21 protein-coding genes and 1 tRNA gene are annotated in these 21,092 nt (G+C 68.9%); 6 read left to right on the top strand and 16 right to left on the bottom strand.

The features are described from left to right. The gene (locus tag ABS642_RS04150) at window positions 1–384 is read left to right on the top strand and encodes an RNA polymerase-binding protein RbpA (RefSeq protein ID WP_282217193.1); all 384 of its coding nucleotides are present in this window, start codon (window positions 1–3) and stop codon (window positions 382–384) included. Between the two features lie 68 nt (window positions 385–452). On the opposite strand, the gene lnt is transcribed toward ABS642_RS04150, so the two are convergent. From lnt to ABS642_RS04195, 9 genes are read right to left on the bottom strand one after another with little or no spacing between them, the layout of a single operon-like run. Then, entirely contained in the window at window positions 453–1,991 is a 1,539-nt protein-coding gene (gene lnt, locus ABS642_RS04155; RefSeq protein WP_350352360.1) for an apolipoprotein N-acyltransferase, read from the bottom strand. Between the two features lie 11 nt (window positions 1,992–2,002). Then, window positions 2,003–4,477 (bottom strand): DEAD/DEAH box helicase, encoded by a 2,475-nt coding sequence (locus ABS642_RS04160; protein ID WP_350352361.1) that lies wholly within the window; start codon window positions 4,475–4,477, stop codon window positions 2,003–2,005. After that, complete coding sequence (gene tatC / locus ABS642_RS04165; RefSeq protein ID WP_282217484.1) at window positions 4,474–5,232, bottom strand: twin-arginine translocase subunit TatC; 759 nt, start codon at window positions 5,230–5,232, stop codon at window positions 4,474–4,476. Before tatC ends, ABS642_RS04160 begins: the two co-directional genes overlap by 4 nt. A gap of 57 nt (window positions 5,233–5,289) precedes the next feature. After that, window positions 5,290–5,526, bottom strand: a complete 237-nt coding sequence (gene tatA / locus ABS642_RS04170) for a twin-arginine translocase TatA/TatE family subunit (protein ID WP_116634986.1) — start codon at window positions 5,524–5,526, stop codon at window positions 5,290–5,292. 44 nt (window positions 5,527–5,570) lie between these two features. Further along, window positions 5,571–6,554 carry a WYL domain-containing protein gene (locus ABS642_RS04175; RefSeq protein WP_282217196.1) on the bottom strand — a complete coding sequence of 328 codons (984 nt, stop codon included), beginning with the start codon at window positions 6,552–6,554 and terminating at the stop codon, window positions 5,571–5,573. Then, window positions 6,551–7,543, bottom strand: a complete 993-nt coding sequence (locus ABS642_RS04180) for a WYL domain-containing protein (protein WP_350352362.1) — start codon at window positions 7,541–7,543, stop codon at window positions 6,551–6,553. The genes ABS642_RS04175 and ABS642_RS04180 overlap by 4 nt, the downstream gene beginning before the upstream one ends. After that, on the bottom strand, window positions 7,543–8,454 hold the full coding sequence (locus ABS642_RS04185; RefSeq protein WP_350352363.1) for a hypothetical protein: 912 nt from the start codon (window positions 8,452–8,454) through the stop codon (window positions 7,543–7,545). Before ABS642_RS04185 ends, ABS642_RS04180 begins: the two co-directional genes overlap by 1 nt. A gap of 10 nt (window positions 8,455–8,464) precedes the next feature. Next, window positions 8,465–9,484: a tRNA (adenine-N1)-methyltransferase gene (locus ABS642_RS04190; RefSeq protein ID WP_350352364.1), complete on the bottom strand. Its 1,020-nt coding sequence runs from the start codon at window positions 9,482–9,484 to the stop codon at window positions 8,465–8,467. Then, window positions 9,481–10,131 (bottom strand): HAD family phosphatase, encoded by a 651-nt coding sequence (locus ABS642_RS04195; protein ID WP_350353396.1) that lies wholly within the window; start codon window positions 10,129–10,131, stop codon window positions 9,481–9,483. The genes ABS642_RS04190 and ABS642_RS04195 overlap by 4 nt, the downstream gene beginning before the upstream one ends. 121 nt (window positions 10,132–10,252) lie before the next feature. On the opposite strand from ABS642_RS04195, the gene ABS642_RS04200 reads away from it, so the two are divergent. Further along, window positions 10,253–11,101, top strand: coding sequence for a PAC2 family protein (locus tag ABS642_RS04200; protein WP_350352365.1), 849 nt, complete (start codon window positions 10,253–10,255; stop codon window positions 11,099–11,101). A 6-nt stretch (window positions 11,102–11,107) separates the two neighbouring features. Here ABS642_RS04200 and ABS642_RS04205 read toward each other — a convergent pair whose 3' ends face one another. Both ABS642_RS04205 and ABS642_RS04210 read right to left on the bottom strand, forming a co-directional pair. After that, entirely contained in the window at window positions 11,108–11,932 is an 825-nt protein-coding gene (locus ABS642_RS04205) for an undecaprenyl-diphosphate phosphatase (protein WP_282217201.1), read from the bottom strand. A gap of 48 nt (window positions 11,933–11,980) precedes the next feature. Then, entirely contained in the window at window positions 11,981–13,276 is a 1,296-nt protein-coding gene (locus ABS642_RS04210; protein ID WP_282217202.1) for a M20/M25/M40 family metallo-hydrolase, read from the bottom strand. Window positions 13,277–13,387: 111 nt separating this feature from the next. On the opposite strand from ABS642_RS04210, the gene ABS642_RS04215 reads away from it, so the two are divergent. Continuing rightward, a tRNA-Leu gene (locus ABS642_RS04215) sits at window positions 13,388–13,470 on the top strand. 74 nt (window positions 13,471–13,544) lie between these two features. On the opposite strand, the gene ABS642_RS04220 is transcribed toward ABS642_RS04215, so the two are convergent. Together ABS642_RS04220 and ABS642_RS04225 are read right to left on the bottom strand one after the other, a co-directional pair. Continuing rightward, complete coding sequence (locus tag ABS642_RS04220) at window positions 13,545–14,639, bottom strand: VIT1/CCC1 family protein (RefSeq protein ID WP_350352366.1); 1,095 nt, start codon at window positions 14,637–14,639, stop codon at window positions 13,545–13,547. Between the two features lie 118 nt (window positions 14,640–14,757). After that, window positions 14,758–16,500 carry a DEAD/DEAH box helicase gene (locus ABS642_RS04225; RefSeq protein WP_282217204.1) on the bottom strand — a complete coding sequence of 581 codons (1,743 nt, stop codon included), beginning with the start codon at window positions 16,498–16,500 and terminating at the stop codon, window positions 14,758–14,760. 148 nt (window positions 16,501–16,648) lie between these two features. Between ABS642_RS04225 and ABS642_RS04230 the strand changes: the two genes are divergently transcribed. After that, window positions 16,649–17,476: an SGNH/GDSL hydrolase family protein gene (locus ABS642_RS04230; protein WP_350352367.1), complete on the top strand. Its 828-nt coding sequence runs from the start codon at window positions 16,649–16,651 to the stop codon at window positions 17,474–17,476. 12 nt (window positions 17,477–17,488) lie between these two features. Here the strand turns inward: ABS642_RS04230 and ABS642_RS04235 are convergent, their stop codons facing one another. Continuing rightward, window positions 17,489–18,289: an RNA methyltransferase gene (locus tag ABS642_RS04235; protein WP_350352368.1), complete on the bottom strand. Its 801-nt coding sequence runs from the start codon at window positions 18,287–18,289 to the stop codon at window positions 17,489–17,491. Between the two features lie 82 nt (window positions 18,290–18,371). Here ABS642_RS04235 and ABS642_RS04240 point away from each other — a divergent pair, with 82 nt between their 5' ends. Further along, window positions 18,372–19,211, top strand: coding sequence for a Sir2 family NAD-dependent protein deacetylase (locus ABS642_RS04240; RefSeq protein WP_282217207.1), 840 nt, complete (start codon window positions 18,372–18,374; stop codon window positions 19,209–19,211). Continuing rightward, a complete protein-coding gene (locus tag ABS642_RS04245) occupies window positions 19,208–19,795 on the top strand; it encodes a histidine phosphatase family protein (RefSeq protein ID WP_350352369.1) in 588 nt (195 codons plus the stop codon). The genes ABS642_RS04240 and ABS642_RS04245 overlap by 4 nt, the downstream gene beginning before the upstream one ends. On the opposite strand, the gene ABS642_RS04250 is transcribed toward ABS642_RS04245, so the two are convergent. Together ABS642_RS04250 and ABS642_RS04255 are read right to left on the bottom strand one after the other, a co-directional pair. After that, on the bottom strand, window positions 19,796–20,611 hold the full coding sequence (locus ABS642_RS04250) for a CoA ester lyase (protein WP_350353397.1): 816 nt from the start codon (window positions 20,609–20,611) through the stop codon (window positions 19,796–19,798). Beyond that, window positions 20,602–21,084 carry a MaoC family dehydratase gene (locus tag ABS642_RS04255; protein WP_350352370.1) on the bottom strand — a complete coding sequence of 161 codons (483 nt, stop codon included), beginning with the start codon at window positions 21,082–21,084 and terminating at the stop codon, window positions 20,602–20,604. Before ABS642_RS04255 ends, ABS642_RS04250 begins: the two co-directional genes overlap by 10 nt. Window positions 21,085–21,092 lie beyond the last annotated feature (8 nt).

The raw sequence follows: 21,092 nt of genomic DNA on the forward strand, positions 1-21,092 counted from the left end.
ATGGCAGATCGCAGCCTGCGCGGCATCCGACTCGGCGCCCAGAGCCTACAGAGCGAAGAGGGCGTCGTTTTCATGGAGCGCCGCGAGACCCACTACTCCTGTGACACGTGCGGACACGTCACGAACCTGATGTTCGCGGCTGACGCCGAGCCGCCGCAGACCTGGGAATGCCGCTCCTGTGGAGCGGACGCCCGCCTGAACGTCGACGGCCAGGCCGTCACGCTCGAGGTCACCGACGAGAAGGCCGCTCGCACCCATTGGGACATGCTGATGGAGCGTCGCACGCGCGCCGAGCTCGAGGAGCTGCTCGAGGAGCGTCTGGCCTTCATCCGTGCCCGCCGCGGTGCCGGCGAAGACCCCACCCGCGAGAAGATCGGGGCCTGACCGCCCGGATCACGAAGCAGCAGGGCTCGAACGAGCCCTGCTGCTTCTCTGTGTGAGGCGGGCGCGGTTCACACCTGCTCGTCGCGCCGCCGCGTGCTGCGCCACCACGCGATCAGGAGCGCGATCAGCCCGCCCCAGACCAGGAGCTGCTGCACCCACGGCCCCAGGATGACGCCCGCCGTCAGCCCGGTGCGCAGCTCGACGTCCTCGAGCATCGCACCAGCCTCCCCGGCATCCAGGCTCGTCACGGTCGAGCCGTCGGGACGGATGATCTGACTCGTGCCGACCGTCGAGATATTCATGACGCTGCGGCCGGTCTCGATCGCCCGCATCCGCGCGAAGGCAAGCTGCTGCAGATTCTCATCGGTCCCGCGGAAGTCGGCGTTGTTCGTCTGGAACACCAGCACCTGTGCTCCGGCGTTCACACCCTCGGTGATCACGTCGTCGTAGATCACGTCGAAGCAGATCGCGAGTCCCACGGGAACTCCGTCGACGTCGACCACCGGTGGATTCTCGCCGGGCGTGTACTCGCGCTGGATGAGTCCGATCAGGTCGGGCGCCAGCGCGTTGAAGAATGCCCGATCCGGTACGTACTCCCCGAACGGCACCGGATGCCGCTTGTCGTGGAGGTGCGTCGCTCCCCCGGCATCGGTCCACAGCATCGACGTGTTGAAGTAGCGCTCGTTCCGCCCGGTCGCGGCGTTCGCGAGCAGGGGCGCCCCGATCCGGGTCGTGATCAGCGTCATCCGTCGAGCCAGCGCCTCGTTCTGGAACGGGTCGGTGTCCAGCGACCCCTCCGGCCAGACCAGCAGATCCACGCCCTCGCCGTACAGCGGGGTCGTGGCCTCGGTCTGCGCGTCGATCACCGAGAACGGCTCGCGCTCGTCGAAGTAGCCGGTGGGACCGTTGCCCTGTACGGCGGCGATCCGCATCGAACCGGCATCCGTTGTCGGGAACAACGGTGTGAAGAACAGGACGAGTACGAGCGCGGCGGGCACGAGGAGTCGCAGAGGAGACCGCCATGCCCGCAGGCGGACCACCTCGATCAGCATGGCGACCAGGAGCACCATGAGGAATCCGAGGCCGCTGACGCCGAACCAGGACGACAGCGGGGCCAGCGGGCTCTCCGCCTGACTCATGCCGATGCGCGCCCAGGGGAAGCCCCCGTACGGGAAGGAGCCGACGAACACCTCCCGGCCGACCCAGAGAGCGGCGACGACGATGGGGAGCCCCAGCAGGCGTCCGGCTGTGCCCGGGAACGCACGCGGCATCCAGCGGTAGGCGAGCGCCGTCAGGATCAATGCGACAGCGGTGAGCCCGCCCTCGACCACGCTCAGCGCCGCCCACGGGATCGGCCCCAGATAACGCGAGGTGAAGGACACCAGGAAGCCGAACAGCACGATGCCGTAGACGAGCCCGACCAGCAGAGCACCTCCCGCACGCCGACCGATGAGCGCGACGAGCAGGAGGGCGGTAGCGGGGAACGCGAGCACCCAGATCGCTGTCTCCGGATAGGCGAGGTTCATCAGGAAGGCCGAGAGCGCGGCGGCGAGCAGAGCAGCCCAGAGCGGCAGGAGAGGGCGCTGGCGCGCCGGGGATTCAGACATCCCTCTCATTCTCACATCGACGAGTAGGAGACGATTCCACGTCGCACGCCGTCGAGCGCCGTGCGAGCCGTCCGCGCGAGAGCACCGTCCTCCGCGACGATCGACAGCTGGTCGAGCAGATCGATCGTCTGCTTCGCCCAGCGCACGAAGTCACCCGCCGCCATGTCGGCGTCGATCAGGACGCGATCGAGCATGCCGCCGCGGGCCCAGGAGTGCATCGCGCCGGCCAGACCGGCCGCGAGCGGCTCGGAACCCGGCAGGTGGTGATCCTTCTCGAGATCGTCGAGCTCAGCCCACAACGTGGTGGTCTTCTCGTACGCGGTGCGGAACGCGCCGCGCGGGAGGCCCCGCTCCCCCGAGTTCGCCTCGTCGCGTCGCGGTTCATAGACGAGGCAGCACGCCATCGCCGCGAGCGACGGGGCGTCGAGTCCGTTCCACAATCCCTGACGCAGAGACTCGGCGACCAGCAGGTCGCGCTCCCCGTAGATGCGGCGCATCGTGCGACCGGCCTCGGTCAGCGCGGGCTCTCCGGATTCGTCAGAGAGATAGTCCAGGGTCTCGAGCACCTCGACCACGCGGTCGAAGACGCGCGCGACGGTGCCGGTGCGCGTCTCGATCTGGCGCCGGATGCGGTCGGTCTGCCGCTTGAGCTTCCAGTAGCGCTCGGCCCAGCGGGCGTGCGCCTCGCGATCCGGGCAGCGATGGCAGGGGTGCCGCTGCATGGCCGTCCGCAGCGCCTGGATGCGCTTCATGCGCTTCTCACGGGCGACACGTGGCGCGCCGGAGTCCTGACGGTACTTCTTCTCGAGGTCGCTGAGCTCACGCCGGATCGCCGCGTACTCGGGGAAGTCTCCGTGCTCGCACGCCATCGACTTCTGATACCCGGCGAGCGACTCCTCGGCCTCCCGCACCTGACGCGCCAGCCCGACGACAGCCCTGTCCGCTTGGAACTGCGCGAAGGACGACTCGAGGATCTGCCGGGCACGCGCCTTGCCGAACAGGTCGATCAGATTGACCGCCATGTTGTACGTGGGGCGGAAGCTGGAGTTCAACGGGTAGGTCCGCCGCGATGCCAATGCGGCGACGGCCTGCGGATCCATGCCCTCGGTCCACTGCACCACGGCGTGTCCTTCGACATCGATGCCGCGTCGGCCGGCACGCCCGGTCAGCTGCGTGTACTCCCCCGAGGTGATCGCGACCCGGGCCTCGCCGTTGAACTTCTCCATCTTCTCGAGCACGACCGTGCGGGCGGGCATGTTGATGCCGAGAGCCAGCGTCTCCGTGGCGAAGACGACCTTGACGAGCTTGAGGCGGTAGAGCTCCTCGACGACCTCTTTGAAGGCGGGCAGGAGTCCGGCATGATGGGCGGCGACGCCCCGCTCCAGATTCTCCAGCCAGTCCCAGTAACCGAGCACACCGAGGTCCTCGTCCTGCAGCGATCGAGTGCGTTCCTCGACGATCGCGCGGATCTCCGCCTTCTCCTCCGACGAGGTCAGTCGGATGCCGGAGCGGCGCACCTGCTGCACCGCCGCGTCGCAGCCCACGCGGCTGAAGATGAAGAAGATCGCCGGCAGCAGGTTGGCGCGCTCGAGGAGCTTGATCACATCGGGGCGATCCATCCGCTCGATGCGGCGCAGGTTGGACGGCCGTACGGGCCGCTGGCCACCGCGCGGCGGTCGCTTGGCCTGCCGCCCGGCATGCCTGTTGCTGACGTACGACTGCACCTGACGATTGTTCTCGTAGTTCGAACCCGTGAAGGAGCGGATCCGCATCAGTTCCTGATTCACCTGCGCGGTCGCGATGCCCGCCCGGTCGTCGAACAGTGGGAGCAGGTCGTCCCTGACCAGCACGTGCTGCTCGAGCGGGACGGGCCGGATCTCCGAGACGATCACCTCGGTGTCGCCGCGCACGGTGTCGAGCCAGTCGCCGAACTCCTCGGCGTTCGACACGGTCGCGCTGAGGGAGACGAGCCGCACGTGCTGCGGCAGGTGGATGATCACCTCTTCCCACACCGCACCGCGGAACCGGTCGGCGAGATAGTGGACCTCGTCCATGATGACGTACCGGAGGTCGCGGAGCGCCGCCGAGTCGGCGTAGATCATGTTGCGCAGCACCTCGGTCGTCATGACCACGATGCGTGCGTTGCCGTTGATGTTGGTGTCGCCGGTGAGGAGCCCCACCTCATCTGCGCCGTAGACCTCGACCAGTTCGCGGAACTTCTGGTTGGACAGGGCCTTCATCGGCGTCGTGTAGAACGCCTTGTCACTCGGAGACTGCATCGCGAGATGGATGGCGAACTCGCCGACGATGGTCTTGCCCGCTCCGGTCGGCGCGGCGACGAGCACACTGCGGCCGGCTTCGAGTGCGTGGCAGCCAGCGACCTGGAACGGGTCGAGCTCGAACTTCTGGCGCGCGGCGAAGGCGTTCGTCGCCGGGTTATCGGCAGCCTCTCGCGCTGCCGCATATCGCTCGGACGGCGAACTCATGCAGCGTCCGGCAGAAGCCCCGCTGCGGCGTCGCGCTTGCGCTTGCGGCGGTCGAAGAGCAGGGAGAGCCCCGCGGCCGCGAAGAACAGGACGATGAGGATGCCGGCCAGCATCAGCATGCTGATCACGTCGGCAGCAGGCGTCGCCAGGGCCGCGAAGACCGTCGCGATGATGATCGCGATGCGCCAGCCCTTGAGGATCGCGCGTCCGGACATGACCCCGGCGAAATTCAGCGCGACGAGGAACACCGGGAGCACGAAGGAGACCCCGATCACGATCATCAGCTTGAAGATGAAGTCGTAGTACTCCTGCGCCTGGTAGAAGTTCGTCCCGCCTTCGGGCGTGAAGCCCCACATCAGCTCGATCACGTGCGGCATGATCACGATGCCGAGGTAGCACCCTGCGAAGAAGAGCGGCACGGCGGCGGCGATGAACCCGATCGTGTACTTGATCTCCTTGCGGGTGAGCCCGGGCATGATGAACGCCCAGATCTGCCACAGCCATACGGGCGCGGAGATGAACAGGCCGATCGAGAAGGCGATCCGCATGCGCATGTCGAACGCGGCCGTCACGGTGCCGAAGTTCAGCGCGCTGAAGTTGTCACCACGCTTCTCCATGATGACGCGGATGGGTTCCGTGATCAGGTGGATGACCGGATCGGCGATGATGAACGCGACCACCATGCCGACGACGAGCGCGAGCGCCGCATACATCAGGCGTTTGCGCAGTTCGACGAGATGTGCGCCCAGCGACATCCGCCGATCCCGATCCGCCTTCTGCTTCACGGTCGGTTCGATGGTTGCCACGGTCGGTCAGGCGCGAGGCGGAGTCTCAGGGTCGACGCCGGAGTCCTTCACCGTGGTGGGCTCGGCGACGACGGCGTCGGTGCGCGTCGCGTCCTCGTCCTTCATGGCCTTCATCTCGCCCTTGAAGACGCGGGCCGACTGGCCCATGCTCTTCGCGAGCGCCGGCAGCTTCGCAGCACCGAACAGAAGGAGGATCACGGCGAGCACGATGAGCAGGTGCCAGCCTTGCATTCCAGCGAACATGTCAGGATTCCCGTCTTCGGTAAGCTTTCGCCCCAGTCTACAGATCAATCCTCGTGATCGGGGCGGTGATAGAGCGCGAGTCCGGATGCCGCCCACTCGCGGGTCGACGACCGCGCGACACCCGGCTCCAGGACCTCCATGGCCCCGCCGAAGCGCGCGGCGAGACGCTTGATGCCGCGGGGATCGGCCAGGTGGACGTGCGCGGTGACCGAGCCGTCGACGGCTTCCAGCGTGGTCGCCGGCAGGAATCCGCTGAGCAGAGGTGCGAACCGCTCGGAGACGCGCACCGTGACCTCGCGCTCGTCGTCGAGGCCGGCGAAGGGCTCGGGGACCTGATCCCCGCCGTGCGTGATCGGGATGTCCGTGAGCTTCGGCTCACTCACCCGGTCGAGGTGGAACGTGCGCATCGCCTGTCGGAGATGGCACCAGCCCTGCAGATACCACTGGGCGTTGGTGATCAGGATCTGCACCGGATCGACCGTCCGCGTGGTCGGGGCGGCATCCGGTGCCTGGTACGTGAAGGAGATGGCGACGCCGTCCTGCAGCCCGCGCGCCACGACCTCGCGGACCTCGTCGACCGCGCTGGGAGCCACCACGACGTCGGCCGGCGCGTCGGCTGCGCCACGGGACAGCTTGGAGATCAGCCCCGCGACGAGGCCGGAGTCCGAGACCGCCGGCACCGCCGCGACCATCTGGAGGCCGGCGAGCAGCGCAGCGGCCTCGCGTGCCGTGAACCGCGGAACCCGGCGGAGCGCCACATCGTTGGTGATCTCGATGACGTCCTCGAGGTCGAGGAGGTCCCAGTTGATGTCGAACATCTCCTGCGGCTGCTGCCAGTATCCGGATTCGCCGGGAAGGCCGATCACCGTGAGCTTCTCGACCATCCCGCGCATCTCCTGGGGCGTGACGCCGAATTCCGCCGATGCCTCGGCGAGCGACACCTGACCGTGTTCGAGCAGATACGGCACGAGGGTCAGGTAAAGACGGACGCGCTCGGCGGCGAGGAGCGGCTTGGGCTGGGCGCTCATCGGGCCTCCTCACGTTCCGCATGCGCATCGACGACGGCCTGGAGCCGGGCGATGACGGCATCTCGCAGCGCCGCGGGCTCGACGACGCGCACCTCCGGTCCGTACGAGGCCAGCTCGTCGGCGAGGATGTGCAGGTCGACGAACGGCACCGTGATGCCCTGCGCCGCAGGCGTCGCTCGCCGACCGAGGCGCAGCGCCGCCTCGGTGCCGGGTGTGACCTCCAGCAGCGCGGCGTTCTCCGCGGAGACGCGCTCGAGTCCTGCGAGAGCGCGCTCCCCCGCCCCATCGCGCAGCGCGGGATCGAATGTCGTGGTCGTCACCTTGACGTCGCCGACGATGCGGCTGAGCAGGAACATGCGGTCCTCATCGATGTCGACGTCGACCCCGAAGACATGCCAGCGCGCTTCGTAGTCGACGAGCGCCAGCGGACGGATGCTGCGCCGACGCGGCACCGCCTCTCCCGGCTTGAGGTACTCGAAGGCGACCACCCTGCTCTTCTCGATCGCGTCCTGCAGCGGCGCGAAAGCCGCATCGCGCGCAGTGATCCGCGGAGCGAAGCCGATGATCGGCTCATCGCCGTCGATGCCGAGCGCCCGGATCTTGCGCACGCCGGACTGCGCGTCGCCCGAGGCGGACTCGGCGCTCCAGACACTGCCCGCGAGGCGGAGCACGGCGAGCTCGGCCGGAGTGAACTCGATGTCGGCGGGCAGGTCGTATTCCGCCTGCGGAATACGGTAGCGCGCCTCGCGGAGATCGTTCGGGTCTGCGGCGTCGCCGATGGTCTCGATCGGCACCCCGAGCGACCGCAGCTCCTCCTTGTCGCGCTCGAACATCTTCTCGAGAGCATCCGACCGCGTGCCGGCATCGGCGCGCTGACGGTAGCCGGAGACGTTGTCGAGGATCTGCTGCTTCGTGAGCCCGATCTCCGTGGCCATGAGCGCCACGACGAGATTCGTCAGGCGCTCCTCCGCGGGAATCCGGGCGGCCATCACTGGGTGGGCGCCGTCACTGCGCCCAGGATGTCGACCACGACCACCGTGGAGGGAGATCCGTCGGCCTCGGGGAAGACGACGAGGACCTGCGACCCGACGGTCGCACCGATGAGCTGCTCGGGAGCCGCGCTGATGCTGGCCTCCGTGCCCCACGTGTTCGTGGTCACCTTCTTGTCGTCCCAGCCGACGCTCATGATGTTGGAGACGACCGCGTCGCCCTCCTTGACCTTCGGGCCGTCGCCCTTGATGAGCGTCTGCGTGACGGTCTTGGTCGGTGCCGGAACGTCGGGGACGATGATCCCGGGAGTGCCGTCCGGAGCGCGCACCACTGTGGGCAGACCGCTGGCGTCGTTGAACTGCAGCGCACCGGTGGCCTTCGACGGCATGACATCGAGCACATCGACGACTGCCACGATGGTCTCATCCTTGGCGAGACCGAATGCCTCGACGTTCTGCTCCCCGAAGTCCTCCGGGGTCAGCACGGCGAGGACGCGGCTGCCCTCGGTCGCGCACTCGAGCACACTCGACAACCCGGCGGAGCGCTGGGCCCAGTAGTCGATGCTGTGCACCCGACTCCCGTCGCCGTTGAACTCGGACTGGTAGAGCTTCTTGCCGCTGTCGCCGCCATAGAACGCGATGTCCAGCACGACGGGCTGGAAGTCCGAACCCAGCGCGAGGCCATCGCCCACGGTGACATCAGCGAACGAGGTCTTGTCGGTCTTGACCGGTCCGAAGACGGAGACGTCCGGCAGAGACCCGAGGTCGCCGCTCACGTCGGCGATGTTCAGGATCTTGTCGTCGCCGCCGCGATCGCACGCAGCACCGTCGGAGGAGGCCGACGCGGTGCAGCCCGTCAGGGCGAGGACGGCGAGGCTGAGGGAGGCCAGAACGGCGGACGTTTTACGCACGCGTTCCAGTCTATTCCGTCGCGTGCTCCGATTCGCGCGAAGCAGCAGCAAGGCGCGCCCCCTCGGCCGCCTTGCCCGCCTCCCTGGCGCGCTTGCGCAGGTTCTTGTCGTTGATCTCCCGGTCGCCGACGGCTCCGGGAGTCCAGGCCTCCACGTCGTCGTCACCGTAGCTGCTCTTGGACGCGCGGCGCTTGACCGACGGCGCGACCGCGCCGGGAGCGAGGCGGCGGGCGGTCAGGAGGAATCCGGTGTGCGCGACCATCCGATGGTCCGGGCGCACGGCGAGTCCTTCGACGTGCCAGCCGCGCACCATGGTCTCGGACGCATCGGGATCGGTGAAGAGGCCGGTCCCCCTGATGTACTCGGCCACGCGGGAGAGCTGCGTCGCGGTCGCGACGTAGCAGAGCACCACGCCTCCAGGGGTCAGTGCCTCCGCCACGGCATCGATGCATTCCCAGGGGGCGAGCATGTCGAGCACGACGCGGTCGACGGTGCCCGCAGGAGTCTCGGCGGGGAGGGATTCCACCAGGTCGCCGACGACGACGCGCCAGGTGTCCGGATGCCCGCCGAAGAACGTCTCGACATTGCCCCGGGCGACATCGGCGAAGTCGTCGCGGCGCTCGAAGGAGATCAGTCGTCCGACCGGCCCGATCGCGCGAAGGAGCGACAGCGACAGCGCGCCGGAGCCCACACCGGCCTCGACGACCGTGGCGCCGGGGAAGATGTCCGCCTGCATGACGATCTGCGCGGCATCCTTCGGATAGACGATCGCGGCACCGCGGGGCATCGACATCGCGAAGTCCCGCAGCAGCGGGCGCAGGGCCAGATAGTCGTGTCCCGAGCTGTTCGCGACCACCGAGCCATCGGGGAGGCTGATGAGGTCGCGGTGGCGGAGCACGCCCTGGTGCGTGTGCAGTTCGCCGTCTTCGCGGAGGGTCACGGTGTGCAGGCGGCCCTTCGGCCCCGTCAGCTGGACACGGTCGCCCACGCGGAAAGGTCCGCTCGGTCGCTGGGCAGCGGAATCCGTCATCGGATGACCTCCGTCATGGCGTTGTTCGCGTCGAACAGGTCTCCGAGGTCCGACACGCCTCGTCCGGCGAGCGTCGGCCAGAGCTCGTGCGCCCCGAGGTCGTCCAGCGGGACGATGTGCGGGACGCCCAGCGTGACGGCGCCGGAGGCGAGACCCGCACGCACGCCGGTCGGCGAGTCCTCGATCACGACGACCTCGGTGATGTCGACGTCGAGAAGGGCGGCAGCCTGCAGGTAGGGCTCAGGATGCGGCTTGGGATTGTCCACGTCGTCGCCGGCGACGACGATGTCGAAAGCCTCGAAGTCGATCAGGTCGACGACGTTCAGCGCCATCCGGCGGAGGGACATCGTGACCAGCCCCGTGGGGATGCCGGCATCCCTGAGCTCCGCGAGGAGCTCGCGTGCCCCGGGACGGAACGGGACGCCCTGGGTGCGCAGCGACTCCTGCACGACATCGGTCAGGTGGGAGACGATCGCCTCCGGCTCCATCGCCACGCCGGCGTTCTGCAGGATGATCGCGCTGTCGATCAGACCGCTCCCGACCAGCTGCAGGGCGTCCTCATGGGTCCACGACCCGCCGAAGGACTCCACCAGCGACGTCTCCGCCGCCATCCAGTACGGCTCGGTGTCGACCAGTGTTCCATCCATGTCCCAGAGGACTGCGCGGGGCTTTCTGCTCACTGAACCCATGCTAGCCCGGTGCCGCCCACATCCCGCCGCCGCGGACTAGCCTGGAGGGATACGTCCTCGATCTCGAAGGGAGCCCATGATGGATGTTCTCGGTTCACGCATCGTCATCGCCGCCTTCGACGGCTGGAACGACGCGGGCGAAGCAGCCAGTGGCGCCGTCGAGGCGCTGCGTTCGTCGTCGGATTACGAACTCGTGCATTCGGTCGACCCCGAACTGTACTTCGACTACCAGTACACGCGTCCCTCGACGCAGATGGATGCGGAGGGCCGTCGCCAGCTCAAGTGGCCGGAAGCCGGCCTCTGGCGCCCTCGCGATCCCGGCCCTGGGCCCGAGTTCTGGCTGCTCACCGGAGTGGAGCCGGCGCGCACGTGGCAGGCCTTCGCCTCGGAGTTCATCGACATCGCCCTGCGCGACGACATCACCGGACTCGTGACCATGGGCGCCATGCTGGCGGATGTCCCGCACACCCGCCCGATCTCGATCTTCGCCTCGAGCCAGAACGAGCAAGTGCGTGAGGCCCATGGCCTCGAGCGATCGCTCTACGAGGGACCCGTCGGCATCCTCAGCGTCTTCGAGCACTTCGCGGAGAGCGCGGGCATCCCGACGGCGGGCCTGTGGGCGAGCGTGCCGCACTACGTCGCCTCCGCCACGCCCTCCCCCAAGGTCACTCTCGCGCTCCTCGACCGTCTCGAGGAACTCACCGGTGTGGACGTCGACCGCAGCCACCTGCGGACCGAAGCGGCCGCGTGGGAGGCGTCGATCGATGCTGCGGCGTCCGAGGACGAGGACATGGCGGAGTACATCCGCCAGCTCGAGCGCACCCGGGACACGTGGGACTCCCCCGAGGCGTCCGGAGATGCGATCGCGCAGGCGTTCGAGCGCTATCTGCGCCGTAGGGGCGACGCCCCCGGCGATCACAAGCGCTGACGCGGCTCAGGCCGCGATGACCCCGGTGCCGAGCAGGATCAGCAGCACCGTGCCGAGCAGGATCCGGTAGATCACGAACGGCAGGAAGCTGCGCTTCGAGATGAAGTTCATGAAGAACGCGATCACTCCGAGTGCCACGACGAACGCGATGCCGGTCGCGGCCAGCGTGTCGCCGAACGAGAAGAACGAGGGCTCTCCCCAGCTCTTGAACACCTGGTAGAAGCCGCTGCCGAAGACTGCGGGGATCGCGAGCAGGAACGCGTACCGGGCCGCGGCGGCGCGCTCGTAGCCGAGGAACAACCCCATGGTGATCGAGCCGCCCGAGCGGGAGACGCCGGGGATCAGGGCGAGAGCCTGAGCGAAGCCGAACGCGATGCCGTGCGGGTAGGTGAGATCGCCGAGCTTCCGGCGCTTGGCCCCGACGTGGTCGGCGATGCCGAGCAGGATGCCGAACACGATGAGCATGATCGCGACGATCCACATGGAGCGGAACACGGTCTCGATCTGGTCCTGGAAGAGCAGTCCGAGCACCACGATCGGGATGCTGCCGATGATGATCAGCCAGCCCATCCGCGCATCCGGGTCGTTGCGTGGAACACGTCCGGCGAGCGAGCGGAACCACTGCGAGACGATCCGCACGATGTCGCGCCAGAAGAAGACCACGACCGCGGCCTCGGTGCCGATCTGCGTGATGGCGGTGAATGCCGCGCCCGGATCCTCTCCGGAAGGCAGGAAGGTGCCCAGGATGCGCAGGTGGGCGCTGGAGGAGATGGGCAGGAACTCGGTGAGTCCCTGGACGATGCCGAGGATGAGGGCTTCGAGCAGGTGCATGGAGGGCCTTCTGGTGTGAGGAGGGCGCGGAAGCGGGTGGGGCTGCGGTCAGTACGTGCGCAGCAGATCGGCCAGCACGCGCTGGCCGAAGACAAGCGATTCTACGGGCACACGCTCGTCGACGCCGTGGAACATGCCTGTGAAGTCGAGGTCGGCCGGCAGCTTCAGCGGGGCGAACCCGTAACCCGTGATGCCGAGGTACGCCAGCGCCTTGTTGTCGGTTCCGGCCCCGAGCAGGTACGGGATCACGGGGACACCGGGGTCATGGCGGCCGATGCTCGCGACCATCGCCTCGACGAGCTCTCCCTCGAACGGCGTCTCCATGCCGATGTCGCGCACGACCGTCTCGATCAGGATGTCGTCGCCGATGATCTGCTGGAGTTCGGCGAGCACGTCGTCTTCGGTGCCCGGGATGACGCGCACGTCGATCAGCGCCTCGGCGCGCTCCGGGATCACGTTGTGCTTGTACCCCGCCGTCAGCGCGGTGGGGTTGGACGTGGTCCGGAAGGACGAGCGCAGAAAGGCCTCGGCCGGCCCTGCGGCTGCGGCGAGAGCATCCGGATCGTCTGTGCTGCGGCCGGTCAGGTCGCTGAGCCCCTGGAGCAGTGCCTCGGTCGTGGGCGTCAGGCGGAGGGGCCAGCGGGTGCGTCCGATGGCGGCGACAGCCTCGGCGAGCTTCGTGACCGCGTTGTCGTCGTGCAGACGACTGCCGTGACCCGCGCGGCCCTTGGCCACCAGGCGGATCCAGATGAGGGCCTTCTCGCCGACCTGCAGCAGGTACGCGCGCCGGTCATCGACGGTGATCGAGTAGCCCCCGACCTCGCTGATGGCGGCCGTGGCGCCCTCGAACCACTCGGGGTGGTTCTGCACGACCAGCGCGGATCCCTCCACGCCGCCGTTCTCCTCATCGGCGAAGAACGCCAGGACGAGGTCGCGCTCGGGCTGCTCCCCCGCACGCAGGATGTCCGCGACGGCCGTCAGGATCATCGCGTTCATGTTCTTCATGTCGACGGCCCCGCGGCCCCAGAGCATCCCGTCCTGCACCAGACCGGCGAACGGGTCGACGCTCCAGTCCTCCGCCATCGCCGGAACGACGTCCAGGTGGCCGTGCACGACGAGGGCGGGCTTGCTGCTGTCGCGGCCCGGAACCCGTGCCATGACGTTCGTGCGGCGTGGGATCGGCTCGTAGTACTCGACGTCGAGTCCGAGGCCCTCGAGGTAGGCGCCGACGTACTCCGCGGCCTCGCGCTCGCCCTTGGCGTTGCCGCCGCCGAAGTTCGACGTGTCGAACCGGATCAGGTCGCTCGCGATGCGGACGACCTCGGGCAGGGAGGGATCGGTCATGCCTCCAGGCTACCGAAGCGGCGAGCCACGCCCGGGCGTACGGCTCGGTTCGAAGCGCGCTCCATTACGTGCTAATCTCATTCTTCGGTCGGCAACGATCATCCAAGACCTGCGCGGGTGGCGGAATGGTAGACGCGCTACGTTGAGGTCGTAGTGCCCGTAAGGGCGTGGGGGTTCAAGTCCCCCTCCGCGCACAGGTAAGAAGAAGGCCCCTGATCTCCGGATCAGGGGCCTTCTTCGTGGTCCGGGCGCGTGCCCGCATTCGGGGTCAGGCCACGCCGACGCCGAACGCGAGCCCGAGCGCGTAGGTCACGGCGGCCGCACCGAAGCCGATCGCCAGCTGACGCAGCGCACGACGCAGGGGCGGACCGCCGGAGAGGACGCCGACCATCGCGCCCGTGCTCAGCAGGGCGATGCCCACCAGAACCAGCGCGAGGATGACGGCGGCGGCGCCCTGCAGGCCGAAGATCCACGGCAGCACGGGGATGATCGCGCCGGAGGCGAACAGCAGGAAGCTCGAGATCGCCGCTGTCCAGTCGCTGCCGACGATCTCGTGGTCGCTCCCGGGCACGCGCACGGGCCCGGTCGCCGCGCGACGAGCGCCGGCTTTGGCCGCCTCGACGATGCGGTGGGCGCGCACCAGAGCCTCCTCCTGCTCCATGCCGCGGGCACGGTAGACGAGGGCGAGCTCGTTCTCGTCGATGTCGAGATCGCCCGCCGCGTCGGCCGCATCCTCGTTGGCCTCGGTCGCGGCGAGCAGCTCGCGTTGGGAGCGCACCGACACGAATTCTCCCGCGCCCATCGACAGGGCACCGGCGAGGAGGCCGGCGATGCCGCTGAAGAGCACGAACCCGGAACTCACTCCGGTCGCGCCGATGCCGAGCACGAGGGCGAGATTGCTCACCAGGCCGTCGTTGGCACCGAAGACCGCGGCACGGAACGACCCGGAGAGCCGCCGCCGGCCTCGGGCCGCGAGACCGCGGACCACCTCGTAATGGATCTTCTCGTCGGCGCGCATCGCGGGCGTCGCATACTGCTCGGCGTCGTACGGCGATCGCGCCTCGGCGCTCTGCGCGAGCGCGAGCACGAAGATCGACCCGAAGCGGCCGGCCATCCAGCCGAGCAGGCGCGAGCGGATGCCGGCCCGCGGCAGGCGCTTCGGCTCCCCGCCGAGAAGGTCGAGCCAGTGCTGCTCATGCCGCCGCTCCGCATCGGCGAGCCGGAGCAGGATCTCCTGCTCCTCCCCCGTGCGACGGGCGGCGAGCTTCTGGTACACCGAACCCTCGGCGCGCTCCTCGACGAGGTAGCGCGCCCATCGGCGGTGATCAGCGGGTGTCGGCTCTGCTGCGGTAGGCGCTGTCATGGATCCTCCAGGCGTCACGAAGCCCGGTGCGCGGGCAACCGTTCCACGCTAGCCGCGCGAGCACACGCGAACCGCGCTCAGACGCGGATTGCCAGCATTTCGGGGATCCGAACGCCGGCTAGGAGCGGACGCGCTTGCGCAGCACGTCGATGCGGGACTGCAGCTGCGTCACGGTGGCCTGTGCCACGGCGGGTCCTCCGCAGATGCGGCGGAGCTCGGCGTGCACGGCACCGTGCGGTTCGCCCTTCTGCCGCGCGTACAGGCCGACGAGACTGTTCAGCAGCTGGCGCTGCTCCTTGAGCGTGCGGTGGAGGGGTGCGGGCAGGGTCGTCGTCTCGGTCGGCCCTGCAGAGGCCTCACGCGCCTCGCGCAGGCGCGACTGACGGGTCTGACGCTGCATGAGCAGCTCGTGCACGTGCTCGGGCTCGAGGAGCCCGGGGAACCCGATGAACTCCTCCTCCTCCGGGGTGCCGGGCTCGGCGAGCTGGCCGAACTCCTGACCCTCGAAGACCACACGGTCGAAATGGGCGACCGAGGAGAGCGCCTGGTAGCTGAACTCCTGCGTGAGGGCGTCCGAGGCCTCATCCTCGCGATTGGCGCTCTCGAGAAGGGAGTCCTCGAGGCCGTCGTCGTCCTTCGACTGGCGATCGAGGGCGTGGTCGCGCTCCTTGTCCATCTCGCCCGCGAGCCCCATGAGCACGGGGACCTGCGGGAGGAAGACGCTCGCAGCCTCGCCACGACGGCGCGCTCGCACGAAACGACCGATGGCCTGCGCGAAGAAGAGCGGCGTCGACGATGACGTGGCGTACACACCGACGGCCAGTCTCGGCACGTCGACCCCCTCCGACACCATGCGCACCGCGACCATCCAGCGCTGGTCGCCGGCGCTGAACTTCTCGATCCGCTCCGAAGCGGTCGCGTCGTCGGAGAGGACGACGGTCGGCTGTTGCCCGGTGATGCTGTGCAGGATCTTCGCGTAGGCGCGTGCCACCGTCTGATCCGTCGCGAGCACCAGGCCGCCGGCATCCGGCACATGATGGCGGATCTCGGTGAGGCGACGATCGGCCGCCGACAGCACGGCGGGCATCCACTCGCCCTCGGGGTCGAGCGCCGTGCGCCAGGCCTGCGACGTGACGTCCTTCGTGTTGTCCTGACCGAGGTGCGTCTCGAGCTCGTCGCCTGACGTGGTGCGCCAGCGCATCTTGCCGGCGTACATGTGGAACAGCACGGGACGCACGACGCCGTCGGCGAGAGCGCGCCCGTAGCCGTAGTTGTAGTCGGTGCGCGAGATGCGCGCGCCGGATTCGTCGGGGTGGTACTCGACGAACGGGATCGGCGCGGTGTCGCTGCGGAACGGGGTCCCCGACAGCAGCAGTCGTCGCTTGGCCGGCCCGTACGCGTCGCGGATCGCGTCGCCCCAGCTCAGCGCATCGCCGCCATGGTGCACCTCGTCGAGGATCACGAGCGTCTTCGCATCCTCGGTCAGATGACGGTGGACCGACGACTTCGCCGCGACCTGCGCGTAGGTGACCACGGCGCCGTGATAGTGCCTCGCCGGCGCCCAGTCGCTGTTCCGGAAGCGCGGATCGAGACGGATGTGGACCCGCGCCGCCGCATCGGCCCACTGCGTCTTGAGGTGCTCCGTCGGGGCGACCACGATGATGCGATTGACCTCGCCCATGCGCATCATCTCGACCGCGAGCGTCAGGGCGAATGTCGTCTTGCCTGCGCCCGGTGTCGCGGCCACGAGGAAGTCGCGCTGGTCGGCCTCGAAGTACTGCTCCAGAGCCTCCTGCTGCCACGCTCGCAGCTTGTTCGCCGTTCCCCACGGGGCGCGCTGAGGAAAGGACGGAGAGAGCATCGAGTCCACGATAATCGCTCCCACCGACACCGCGGCGCACGCGGCTCGCCGCATCCGGCACCCCTGCCGCGACACGCCGTCGGCGGGGTAGGCTCGTTCACTGCGCTGCGGCCACCGCCCGGCGCACCCGTTCGCGAAGGAGAGCTGGATGACCAACCAGGATTCGACTCGGACCCCCTACATCCCCAACGAGAGCGTGCACCCGTGGCGCCGTTTCGTCGCGGTGGGCGATTCGTTCACCGAGGGCATCGGCGACCCCGACCCGAACGCACCCGGCGCCCACCGTGGCTGGGCCGATCGGGTCGCCGAAGTGCTCGGCCAGCAGGTCGACGACTTCGCCTACGCGAACCTCGCGGTGCGGGGGAAGCTCATCGCGCAGATCGTCGCCGACCAGATCGAGCCCGCTGTCGCCCTGCATCCCGACCTCGTCTCCATCTGCGCCGGGGGCAATGATGTGATCCGCCCCGGAACAGACCCCGATGCGATCGCCGCGCAGCTGGAGGATGCCGTCGCGCGTCTCGCCTCCACCGGCGCCGCCATCCTCCTCTTCACCGGCATCGACACGGGCTTCACCCCCGTCTTCCGTGCATTCCGCGGCAAGGTCGCGATCTACAACGAGAACGTGCGAGCCATCGCCGAGCGCCACGACTGCATCGTCGCGGACCAGTGGGCACTCAAGGTCGTGCAGGACATGCGCTTCTTCGACGACGACCGCCTGCACTACAACGCGCTCGGTCACCACGAGGTCGCGCGCATGGCGTTGCGGGCACTGAACGTCCCGAACGACCTCGAGGCCATGCAGCCCGAGCCGCTCCCGGTGCGCACCTGGCGTGAGGCGCGCTCCGAGGACTTCGGCTGGGCGCGCGAGCACTTCGTGCCCTGGGTCCTCCGTCGGCTCCGCCACCAGTCGTCCGGCGATCACATCGCGGCGAAGCGTCCCGATGCCTCCCCGATGATCCGGCTCCAGAAGGACTGATCGCCGGCGCCCTCAGCGCTTCAGCGCCCAGAGCGCGACCGCTGCGGCGGAGGCGACGTTGAGCGAGTCCACTCCCCCGCTCATCGGGATCGTCACGACGTGATCGGCGCTGTCGATCGCGGTGCGGGAGAGACCGTCGCCCTCGGCCCCCATCACCACGGCGACGCGCTCCCGGCGGAGGTCGACGTACTCATCCAGTGTGATGGCGTCGTCTTCGAGCGCCAGAGCAGCGATGTCGAAGCCGGCGGCATGCAGACCCGCCACGGTCTCCGTCCAATCGCTGATGCGCGTCCACGGCACCTGGAACACGGTCCCCATGCTCACCCGCACGCTGCGTCGGTACAGCGGATCCGCACCGCCGGGCGACACCAGCACCGCGTCTGCGCCGAGACCGGCCGCGGCACGGAAGGCGGCACCGACGTTCGTGTGATCGCCGATGTTCTCGAGGATCAGCACGAGACCGGCGCCCTGGATGACCTCGCGGACCGTCGGCAGCTGCGGACGGTGCATCGATGCGATCGTGCCGCGGTGCACGGCGAACCCGGTGACGGCTTCGGCCACATCGTCCGGCACGACATACACCGGCACGTCGAGGGCGCCGACGATTCCCCGGACGTCTTCGATCCGGCGTTCCTGGACGAGCAGGGAGCGGGGGCGGTGGCCGGCAGCGACCGCACGGGCGATGACCTTCGTCGATTCCGCGATGTACAGCCCGTCCGGCGGTTCCCGCAGAGTGCGGAGAGCCGTGTCGGTGAGACCGCGGTAGTCGTCCAGTCGGGGGTCTGCGGCGTCGGCGACGGAGATGAGTTCCACGGGAGCCACTCTGCCACCCGGCGGATGCCTCGGGGCACCGCCCACCCCCGCGACACGTCGTAGACTCGCTCGGGGAGGTCCTGTGAGCGCATCGAGCACTGCCGAGCTGTCGGCGACACTCGCCCAGGCGGCCCGGTTGCTCCGTGGCCGGCGAATCGCTCTCCTGACCGGCGCGGGCATCTCCACCGACTCCGGCATCCCCGCCTATCGCGGTGAGGGTGCGCGGACCCGCAGCGATCCGATGACGATCCAGACGTACCTCGGCGACGAGGCGGCCCGGCGACGCTACTGGGTCGGCGGTCACCTCGGATGGCGCGCCTTCGCGCGCGCCACGCCCAACCCCGGCCACGTGGCCCTCGCCGAGATGGAGGCCGCCGGTGCGGTCTCGGGAGTCATCACGCAGAACGTCGACGGCCTGCACCTCCGTGCCGGCAGCTCGCACGTCATCGAGGTGCACGGCACGATGCGTCGCGTGCTCTGCCTGCACTGCGGCCAGGTCTTCGACCGCCGCGACGTGGCTGTGCAGATCGAGGAGCTGAACCCCTGGATCACGGTTCCGGAGAACGTCGCGCTCGCCCCCGACGGCGATGTGCTGCCGGAGAGCACGGAGGGCTTCGTCATCCCGACCTGCACCGTGTGCGACGGGATGCTGAAGCCCGACGTCGTGTTCTTCGGCGAGTATGTTCCGCAGGATCGCTTCCGCGCCGCGGAGTCCCTGCTGCGCTCCAGCTCCGCGCTCATCGTGGCGGGCTCCTCGCTCGTGGTGAACTCCGGGGTCCGTCTCATCGAGCGGGCCCGCCGCCGCAGCATCCCCCTGATCATCGTCAACCGCGAGCCGACCCGCGCGGATGCCTGGGCCGATCTCACGATCGCCGCCGGCACCAGCGACGTGCTCCCCGCTCTCCAGGAACTGCTCTCGTGACATTCATCACCCTCATCCGCCACGGCCAGACCGACTGGAACCTCGCCCGGCGCATCCAGGGCTCGACCGACATCCCCCTGAACGACAAGGGACGCGCCGATGCGCACCGCGCGGCCGGTCATCTCGCCGTGACGCCGCACCACGCGATCTACTCGAGTCCGCTTCTCCGCGCGAAGGAGACCGCCGAGATCATCGCGGCAGAGCTCGGGCTGGAGCTCGCGGGCGTCGTCCCCGACGTGCGGGAGCGCGAGTTCGGCGAGGGCGAGGGGATGCTGGTCTCCGAGTACATCTCGACCTACGGCGACTGGCATGCCGAGGTTCCGGGCGCTGAATCCCTGCACGCGGTCGGCGTGCGCGCCATCGCCGCCCTCCATGCGATCGCGCGCGACTCCCGGCGCAGGTCTGCTCCCCTGGCCGAGTCCGTGCTGGTGGTGGCGCACGGCGGCGTCATCCGCTCGGTGATCGATCAGGTCTCCGGAGGCACGCTGCCGCGCGAGGGCGAGGTCATCGCGAACGGCTCGGCGCATCGCTTCGAGGCGTCCCCCGGCTCCCTCCGACTCCTCGAGGAGTCGCTGGTCATCTGATCAACTGACGCGGGCCACGACGGACCGTGCGTGCCGAAGGACCGGCTCGTCGACCATCCGGCCCTCGAATCGGAAGACCCCGCGCTCCTGCTCCGCAGCGGCGAGCACCGCGCGCGCCCACACGACCGTCGCTTCATCGGGCAGATACGCCGCGCGGATCACGGCGACCTGGTTCGGATGGATGCAGGCCGTGGCCCGGAACCCGGACGCCGCGGCATCCGTCGCCTCCTCCTCGAGACCCTGCACGTCGTCGAGGTCGATGTGCACCGCGTCGATGGCCGCCTTGCCGTGCGCGCCTGCTTCCAACAGCACGCGCGAACGGGAGTAGCGGGCGATCTCGCGATAGGCGCCGCCCGGTGTGCGGGACGACGTGCCGCCGAGCGAGGCCACGAGGTCCTCCGCGCCCCACATCATCGCTTCGACCAGCGGATGCGCGGCGATCTCGCGGGCCGCATGGATGCCGCGGGCCGTCTCGCACAGCGCGATGAGTGAGAACCGATCGTCGAACGCCGCAAGGCCCTCGGTGCTCTCCGTCTTCGCGACCATGATCGTGCGGAACGGCGTCTGTTCCAGTGCCTCGAGATCGGCGGCGAAATGCCCGGTGCTCGGGGGGTTCACCCGCACGATCACGCGCTCGGGATCGATGTCGGCGTGGATCAGGTTGACCCGCGCCGCGGCCTTCGCCTCGGGCAGCACAGCATCCTCGAGGTCGAGGATCACGGCGTCGGCGCGTTCGAGCGCGGTGCGGAAGCGCTCCGGACGGTCCGCTGGGCAGAACAGCAGGGCGGGCCCCAGGTCGAACGACGTCACGCGGATCCCTCCGGAAGACAGTGCACGAGGACGCTTCTCGTGGCGGTGGCGACGACCGTGCCGTCCTGATTGCGCCCGGTGTGCGCGATCTGCACGATGCCCTGACCGGGGCGCGACGACGACAGCCGCTTCTCGACGATCACGCTCTCGGTGTAGAGGGTGTCGCCCGCGAACAGCGGATGAGGGAAGGTGATGTCGCCGAAGCCGAGCTGCGCCACGAGGGTGCCCTGGGTCAGCTGCGCGACGGAGGCTCCGACCATCGTCGACAGCGTCCACATGGAGTTCATCAGCCGCGCATGGAACGGGGCCTGCGCATCGGCGAACGCCGCGTCGAGGTGCAGCGCCTGCGTGTTCATGGTCAGCGTCGTGAACAGCACGTTGTCGGCCTCCGTGGCCGTGCGACCCGGACGGTGCAGATAGCGGGCGTCGGCCGTGAACTCCTCGAAGTAGAGGCCTCGCTGGATGATGTCCTCTGGCATGTCGCCCA

The sequence above is a fragment of the Microbacterium sp. A8/3-1 genome, assembly GCF_040267695.1.
GTDB lineage: Bacteria > Actinomycetota > Actinomycetes > Actinomycetales > Microbacteriaceae > Microbacterium > Microbacterium luteolum.